Here is a 7299-nt window from a genome sequence, read left to right as displayed (position 1 = left end):
GGCAGCCCCCACACGCCCACCGACGGGATTGCCGATCACCACCAACAACGAAGATCAACAACCCCGCTAGCAAGCACCCACCGGCGGATCCGGGCTATAGCGATCCAAAGTACTCACGAGCCACCGCAGCCGATACATCAGACGTTCCGAGCCGTCAACGTTGATCGTTCGATCGGGGAACTACGGTGAAATCGGTTGTTCGACGAGGTATTGGCCGGTCAGCGGCCGCGGAAGCATGCGCGGCGTATTGCTCGAAACATCAGATGTGTCCTAGAGTCGCGGACGTCCCGACGCACCGTCGAATCCCTTCGACCAGCACCGTTTTCGCCCGCAACGCCGGGGCGGCGCCGGCCCGGCACGACCCCCGCCGAACGCCGGCAAGCCGCGGTCGGCGATCGAGTTCGAAGGAGCATGATGGCAACGCTGCGTGAAACCCTGGAGGCCGGTCGCCCGACGGTCGGCGGCTGGTGCTCGATCCCCAGCCCGTTCGCCGCCGAGCTGATGGGCCGCTGCGAATACGACTGGGTGTGCATCGACACCCAGCACGGGCTCGTCGGCTACGACCAGATGGTCCCCATGCTGCAGGCGCTCGCGATCACCGGGACGCCGACCTTCGTGCGGGTGCCGTGGAACCAGCCGGACCAGATCATGAAGGCCCTCGACGCCGGTGCGCACGGCATCATCGTGCCGATGGTCAACAACGCCGAGGAGGCCCGCCGCGCGGTCGAGGCGGCGAAGTACCCGCCGATGGGTTCGCGCAGCTGGGGCCCGATCCGGGCGGCGTTCGAGCTCGACGACTACACGCCGGAGGCCGGCAACCGGCGCACCGTGCTCGCCGCGATGATCGAGACCCCCGAGGGCGTGCGGAACGCGGACGAGATCCTGTCCACGCCGGGCATCGACGCGGCCTACATCGGCCCGTCCGATCTCGCCCTCGGCCACGGGATGGCGCCCGTGCTCGCGGTCCGCGAGGCCGAGCACGAGCAGCTCGTCCGATCCATTTTGGACAGTTGCCGCCGCAACGGCGTGCTGGCGGGCATCCATTGTGACAGCGCCCAAACCGTGCAACGCTGGCATGACCTGGGCTTCGACCTGGCGTCGCTGAGCTCGGACGCGGTCCTGCTCCGCGAGGCGGCCACCGCGGCGGTCCGCCAGGTGACAGGACGAGCGGGACGAGCCGCAGGCGCCGGTGACTATGCCTGAAAACGGCCGCAAGTCTTGTGCGGCGCGGGACGTCGCACCAGACTCACTGGTCGGTTCCGATTCTGATCGTTGACTGCGAGGCACCATTGAGCATTCTCGGCACCCGGGTCGAGCGCCGCGAGGACCCGCGCCTACTCACCGCCGGCGGCACCTACGTGGACGACCTGCGAGATCCCGCACTCGCCGGGGCATTGCACGTCACCTTCGTGCGCAGCCCGCTGGCGCACGCCAAGATCACCGAGATCGACACCTCGGCGGCCCGCGAGCTGCCCGGCGTGGCCGGCGTGTTCACCGGCGCGGACGTCGACCTCCCGCCGTTCGTTTCGCAGATGGGCGTCAGCGGCCCCCCACCTGCCGCGATGGAACGGCCGCACCTGGCCCGCGACACGGTCCGCTACGTCGGCGAACCGGTGGCCGTGGTGCTCACCGAGACCCGCGCGCAGGGCGAGGACGCCGCCGAACTCGTCTCCGTCGACTACGACCCGCTGGACCCGGTGGTCGACGTCGCCGACGCGTTGCGCGACGAGGTCCTGCTGTTCCCGGCGGCGGGCACCAACGTCACCGGCACCAGCGGCGAGCTGGACGACTCGCTGTTCGACGGCTGCGAAGTCGTCGTCACCAAGCAGATCGAGAACCAGCGCCTCGCCGCCGCGCCGCTGGAGGTGCGCACCGCCGCCTGCGCCTGGGACGGCGACAAGGTCACCCTGTGGCTGTCCAACCAGAACGCGCAGAGCTGCCGCGACGAGCTGATGGCGAACCTGGGGCTGCCGCAGGAGCGGATCCGGGTGATCACGCCCGACGTCGGCGGCGGCTTCGGCGCCAAGATCGGCGTCGAGCAGGAGGCCGCGCTGCTGGCCTTCCTCGCCCAGCGCGTCGGCCGCCCGGTGAAGTGGGTGGAGAGCCGCAGCGAGAACCTGGTCGCGATGACCCACGGCCGCGCGCAGCGGCAGGTGGTGACCATCGGCGGCCGCCGCGACGGCACCGTGCTCGCCTACCGGCTGGAGATCGTCCAGGACGTCGGCGCCTACCCGCGGATGGGCGCGTTCCTGCCGCTGTTCACCCGGTTCATGGTCAGCGGCGTCTACGACATCCCGAAGGTCGACTCCGCCGCCCGCTGCGTCGTCACCAACACCACGCCGATCGGCGCCTACCGGGGCGCGGGGCGGCCGGAGGCGACCGCCGCCGTGGAGCGCGCGATGGACCTCTTCGCGGCCGAGACCGGTGTCGACCCGGCCGAGGTGCGCCGCCGCAACCTGGTGCGCCCCGAGCAGTTCCCGTTCGACACGCCGGGTGGCATGACCTACGACACCGGCGAGTACATCAAGGGCCTGGACGCGGTCCTGGAGGCCGCCGACTACCAGGCGCTGCGCGAGGAGCAGGCCAAGCGGCGCGCCGAGGGCGCCACGCTCCAGCTGGGCATCGGGCTGGCCAGCTACGTGGAGATCACCGCGCCGAACAACACCGAGGGCGAGACCGGGCACGTCGAGATCCGCCCGGACGGCAGCGTTCTGGTGCTCACCGGCAGCTCCCCGCACGGGCAGGGCCACTGGACCTCCTACGCGATGCTGGTGTCCGACCAGCTGGGCATCGACCTGGACAAGATCGAGGTCGTGCACGGCGACACCGACCTGATCCCGAAGGGCGTGGGAACCATGGGTTCCCGCTCGCTGCAGCTGGGCGGGTCCGCGGTGCACCGGGCCGCGGTGGACGTCAAGGAGAAGGCCCGCAAGCTGGCCGCGGAGCTGATCGAGATCGACGAGGCCGATCTCGAACTCACCGACGGCACGTGGCAGGTGCGCGGCACGCCGAGCGTCGCGCTGTCCTGGGCGGAGCTGGCCCAGCGGGCCGACGAGGGGCTGGCCGCCGACGTGCACTTCACCGAGGACCGGCCGACCTTCCCGTTCGGATCGCACCTGGCGGTCGTCGAAGTCGACACCGAGACCGGCAAGGTGAACTATCTTCGGCACGTGACCGTTGACGACGCGGGCGTGATCATCAACCCGATCCTCACCGAGGGCCAGCGGCACGGCGGCATCGCGCAGGGCGCCGCCCAAGCCCTGCTGGAGGAGGTCTCCTACGACGCCGACGGAAACCCGCAGAACGCCAACCTCGCCGACTACGCCTTCATCACGGCGGCCGAGCTGCCCAGCTTCGAGCTGCTGACGATGGAAACCCCGACCACGCTCAACCCGTTGGGGGTCAAGGGGATCGGCGAGGCGGGCACCATCGGCGCCACCCCGGCGGTCCAGAACGCAGTGGTCGACGCCGTGGCCCACCTCGGTGTCAGGCACATCGACATGCCGACCACCCCCGAACGGGTGTGGAAGGCCATCCAAGCCCATTCATGACTCAATGTGCGGAGGTGGTCCCGTAGCGGAACCTCAGACGCCGCCTCGGTCCGGGATCCCCGACATCACGTACGCCACGTCGGGGCTGTCCTCCGGAGACGACATCTGAGAACCCGCGGGTGGTCCACCTGCGTGCGTGGGCTAAGCGGCTGCGCCGCTTGAAAGACGGCAACATAAAGAGGCATAGACAGCCCGCGGAGTTGGTTCGGGTGAGTGGATCACGCTGACCCGACAAGTGCTTAGGAGTTCGTTTCGTGCAAGTTTCGATCAACGTCAACGGCGAGCAGCGCAGCCACGAGGTCGAGGACCGCACGCTGCTCGTTCAGTACCTGCGGGAGGACTGCGGTCTGACGGGCACCAACATCGGCTGCGACACCACGTCGTGCGGGGCCTGCACGGTGCTGCTCGACGGCGAGTCGGTGAAGTCCTGCACCGTGCTCGCGGCCCAGGCCGACGGCCACGACGTCACCACCATCGAGGGCCTCGCCGACGGCGAGGAGCTGCACCCGATGCAGCGCGCCTTCCAGCAGAAGCACGGGCTGCAGTGCGGTTTCTGCACGCCGGGCATGGTGATGGCCTCGGTGTCGCTGGTCGAGGAGAACCCGAATCCGACCGAGGCCGACGTGCGGTCCGGCCTGGAGGGCAACCTCTGCCGGTGCACCGGCTACCACAACATCGTCGAAGCCGTGCTGACCGCGGCCAAGGAGAAGTCGGGGGCCGCGGAATGATCCCTGCCGCGTTCACCTACAAGAAGGCCAACACCGTCGAGGAGGCGCTGAGCCTGCTCGCCGAGCACGGCGACGACGCGAAGCTGCTCGCCGGCGGGCACTCGCTGCTGCCGCTGATGAAGCTGCGGCTGGCGGTGCCGGAGGTGCTGATCGACCTCGGCGGCCTGCGCGACCTGTCCTACATCCGCGAGGAGGGTTCGGAGATCCGGATCGGGGCGCTGACCCGGCACCACGACCTGGAGCACTCCGAGCTGCTGACCCGCGAGGTGCCGCTGCTGGCGCACGCCGCGGGCACCATCGGCGACCCGCAGGTCCGCCACCGCGGCACCATCGGCGGCTCGCTGGTGCACGGCGACCCGGCCTCCGACCTGCCCGCGGTGGCGCTCGCGCTGGACGCGGTGCTGGTCGCGCAGGGCCCGTCGGGCACCCGGGAGATCCCGGCGACGGAGTTCTTCACCGACTTCTTCGAGACCGCGCTCGGCGAGGACGAGCTGCTGGTGGAGATCCGGGTGGCGAAGAACCCCGCGCAGGGCTGGGACTTCCAGAAGTTCACCAAGCGGGCGATCGACTGGGCGGTGGTCGGCGTAGCCGTCGCCGGCCAGCGCGTAGCGCTGGTGAACATGGGCCCGACGCCGATGCGGGCGCACGGCGTGGAGGCGGCCCTGGCGAGCGGAGCGAGCGCCGCCGAGGCCGCGGAGCGGGCGGCGGAGGACACGTCGCCGCCGGACCAGGCCAGCGCCAGCGCCGACTACCGGAGGCACCTGGCGAAGGTGCTGGTGCGCCGGGCGCTGGAAGCCGCCGCGGCACGCGGCGCGTAGCGGAGCCGCCGAGGGCGCCCTTGACCGAGCGGTCAAGGGCGCCCTCGTCTTGCAGCAGAGTCCACTGAGGACCCATTGCTGTCGCGGCACACCGAGTCAGCTGGATGCCTAGCCGCAGATGGTGGCGGCGAGTTCTTCCGCCAGTTCCGGGGTCGCCGCCGCCACCCCGGACCAGCGGCGCCGGAGGTCCGGGTCGACCTCCAGGGGCCTGCCGTGGACGTCCAGGACTGCGCCGCCCGCTCCGGGCAGCGCCACCATCGCCGCGACGAGGTCCACGATGCGATGGGTATCAGAGTCCGCGTCGGCGAACGCATCCGTCGAGCCCTCCGCACGAAGCAGACCTGCTTGCCCCGGAGGTCCTCGATGCGCTGGATCGGCGAATCGGCCTTGACCACGCCGTAGGACCGGTAGCCGGGCGCCCCGCCCTCGGTCTCCACCTGGGCGCCGAGCGGACTGATCTGCACCCCGCTGTTCTTCGCGACCACGTATGACAGCGGCCCGTACATCGCGATGTCGATCTTGCCGGTCCGCTGGCCCTCGATGACCGCCGCGTAGTCGGTGGCCTTCTCCACGCGGATCGTCTTGCCGGTCTCCTTCGCCAGCATGTCGATCAGCGGCCGGAACTCCTGCTCCAGGCTGGTGGAGTCCTCCGTCGGGATCGAGGCGAACACCAGCTCGTCCGGGTTGCGCGCGCCGCCCTGCTCGGTGCCGCGCTCGGGCCGCAGGCGGTCAGGCCCAACGGCAGCGCCGCGCAGGCGAGGACGGTGAGCAACCGTCGGGAGGTCTTGAACATGGCAGGTCCTTCCATCGCTGAGGTGCGCGGTCAGCGTGCGGAAACCGGGTGGAGCGGTGACCGGCTCCCGGTTACGCCGAGCCGAACGGCTGCGGACGGTCCGGCGCATCTGACCTGACAACTCGCGTAGCTTCGACACCGTGATCGAGATCGACTCCGCCTTCGTCACCGCTCCCCGCGCCACCTACGCCCGCCTCCGCGAGCAGGGGCCCGTGCACCGCGCGACCGCCCCGGACGGCACATCGATCTGGCTGGTCACCCGCTACGCGGACGTGCGCGCGGCGCTGGCCGACGCGCGGCTGTCGCTGGACAAGAAGCACTCCGCCGGCGGCTACCGCGGCTTCTCGCTGCCGCCCGCGCTGGACGCGAACCTGCTCAACATGGATGCGCCGGAGCACACGAGGCTGCGCCGCATCATCGGCAAGGCGTTCGCCCCGCGCCGGATCGAGCCGCTGCGCCCGCGGGTCCGGCAGATCGCCGACGAGCTGCTGGACGCCCTGGACGGGCAGCGCGAAGCGGACCTGATGCCGGCCTACTGCGCGCCGCTGCCGATCACGGTGATCTGCGAGCTGCTCGGCGTGGACACCGCCGACCGGCCGGACTTCCGCTCGTGGACCGACGGCATGCTCGCGCCCGAGACGCCCGACCAGGCCCGGGATTCGCTCCAGGCGCTGTACGGCTACCTGCTCGAACTGATCGCGGCGAAGCGTGCGAATCCCGGCGCGGACTTCCTCAGCAGCCTGATCGAGCTCCGCGACGAGGAGGACCGGCTCAGCGAGGAGGAGCTGACGTCGGCGGCGTTCCTCGTGCTGTTCGCCGGCTACGAGAACACCGTGAACCTGCTGGGCAACGGGCTCGCCGCGCTGCTGACGCGACCGTCGGCGCTCGCCGAAGCCCGCGGCGGGGTCACACCGGCCACTGTGGACGAATTGTTGCGGTTCGATCCACCTCCGCAGCTGGCGATCCGCCGATTCACGGTCACCGACGTCGAGATCGGCGGCGTGACCATCCCGGCCGGGGAGACGGTCCTGCTCTCGCTGGTGTCGGCGCACCACGACCCGGACCGCTACGCCGACCCGGAGCTCCTGGACCTCGACCGCGCCGACAACCCGCACCTGGCGTTCGGTCACGGGCCGCACTTCTGCCTCGGGGCGTCGCTGGCGCGGATGGAGGGGGAGATCGGCTTCGGCGCGCTGCTGAGCCGGTTCCCGGACCTGGCGCCGGCGGTGCCGGAGGAGGAGCTGCAGTGGCGGAACTCCTTCCGCAACCGCGGCCTCCGCACCCTCCCGGTCACCCTCCGCTGACGACCGCCGCCGGACCCGCCCAAATCCAGAGCTCGTTTCAGAACGCCCGGCTCATCCGAAGGCGCCCCAGGCAGCCACACGTCCCACGTGCCCGGGCAGCGGTCT

At 70.7% G+C, this 7299-nt stretch carries 6 protein-coding genes; 5 read left to right on the top strand and 1 reads right to left on the bottom strand.

Annotated features, from left to right (window positions below; all coding sequences use genetic code 11):
• Window positions 1-414 precede the first annotated feature (414 nt).
• The 4 genes from AC07FN_RS38355 to AC07FN_RS38340 all read left to right on the top strand — a co-directional run bounded on the left by AC07FN_RS38355 (window position 415) and on the right by AC07FN_RS38340 (window position 5097).
• Window positions 415-1203 carry an HpcH/HpaI aldolase family protein gene (locus AC07FN_RS38355; protein ID WP_358576314.1) on the top strand — a complete coding sequence of 263 codons (789 nt, stop codon included), beginning with the start codon at window positions 415-417 and terminating at the stop codon, window positions 1201-1203.
• Window positions 1204-1289: 86 nt separating this feature from the next.
• A complete protein-coding gene (locus tag AC07FN_RS38350) occupies window positions 1290-3551 on the top strand; it encodes a xanthine dehydrogenase family protein molybdopterin-binding subunit (protein WP_478400059.1) in 2262 nt (753 codons plus the stop codon).
• 254 nt (window positions 3552-3805) lie between these two features.
• Window positions 3806-4279: a (2Fe-2S)-binding protein gene (locus tag AC07FN_RS38345; protein WP_093262086.1), complete on the top strand. Its 474-nt coding sequence runs from the start codon at window positions 3806-3808 to the stop codon at window positions 4277-4279.
• Complete coding sequence (locus AC07FN_RS38340; RefSeq protein WP_452617993.1) at window positions 4276-5097, top strand: FAD binding domain-containing protein; 822 nt, start codon at window positions 4276-4278, stop codon at window positions 5095-5097. Before AC07FN_RS38345 ends, AC07FN_RS38340 begins: the two co-directional genes overlap by 4 nt.
• Window positions 5098-5129: 32 nt before the next feature.
• On the opposite strand, the gene AC07FN_RS38335 is transcribed toward AC07FN_RS38340, so the two are convergent.
• Window positions 5130-6059 (bottom strand): PhnD/SsuA/transferrin family substrate-binding protein, encoded by a 930-nt coding sequence (locus AC07FN_RS38335; protein ID WP_478400058.1) that lies wholly within the window; start codon window positions 6057-6059, stop codon window positions 5130-5132.
• Between AC07FN_RS38335 and AC07FN_RS38330 the strand changes: the two genes are divergently transcribed.
• Window positions 6031-7194, top strand: coding sequence for a cytochrome P450 family protein (locus tag AC07FN_RS38330; RefSeq protein WP_478400057.1), 1164 nt, complete (start codon window positions 6031-6033; stop codon window positions 7192-7194). The two genes, AC07FN_RS38335 and AC07FN_RS38330, sit on opposite strands and share 29 nt — an antisense overlap.
• Window positions 7195-7299 lie beyond the last annotated feature (105 nt).

It is taken from the genome of Saccharopolyspora sp. NPDC045941, assembly GCF_056431445.1.
This window is presented reverse-complemented; position numbering and strand designations above follow the sequence as displayed.

Excerpts from the sequence above, each read along its gene's own strand:
- AC07FN_RS38355 (WP_358576314.1), top strand. The coding sequence starts at position 415 with ATGGCAACGCTGCGTGAAACCCTGGAGGCCGGTCGCCCGACGGTCGGC.
- AC07FN_RS38340 (WP_452617993.1), top strand. The coding sequence starts at position 4,276 with ATGATCCCTGCCGCGTTCACCTACAAGAAGGCCAACACCGTCGAGGAG.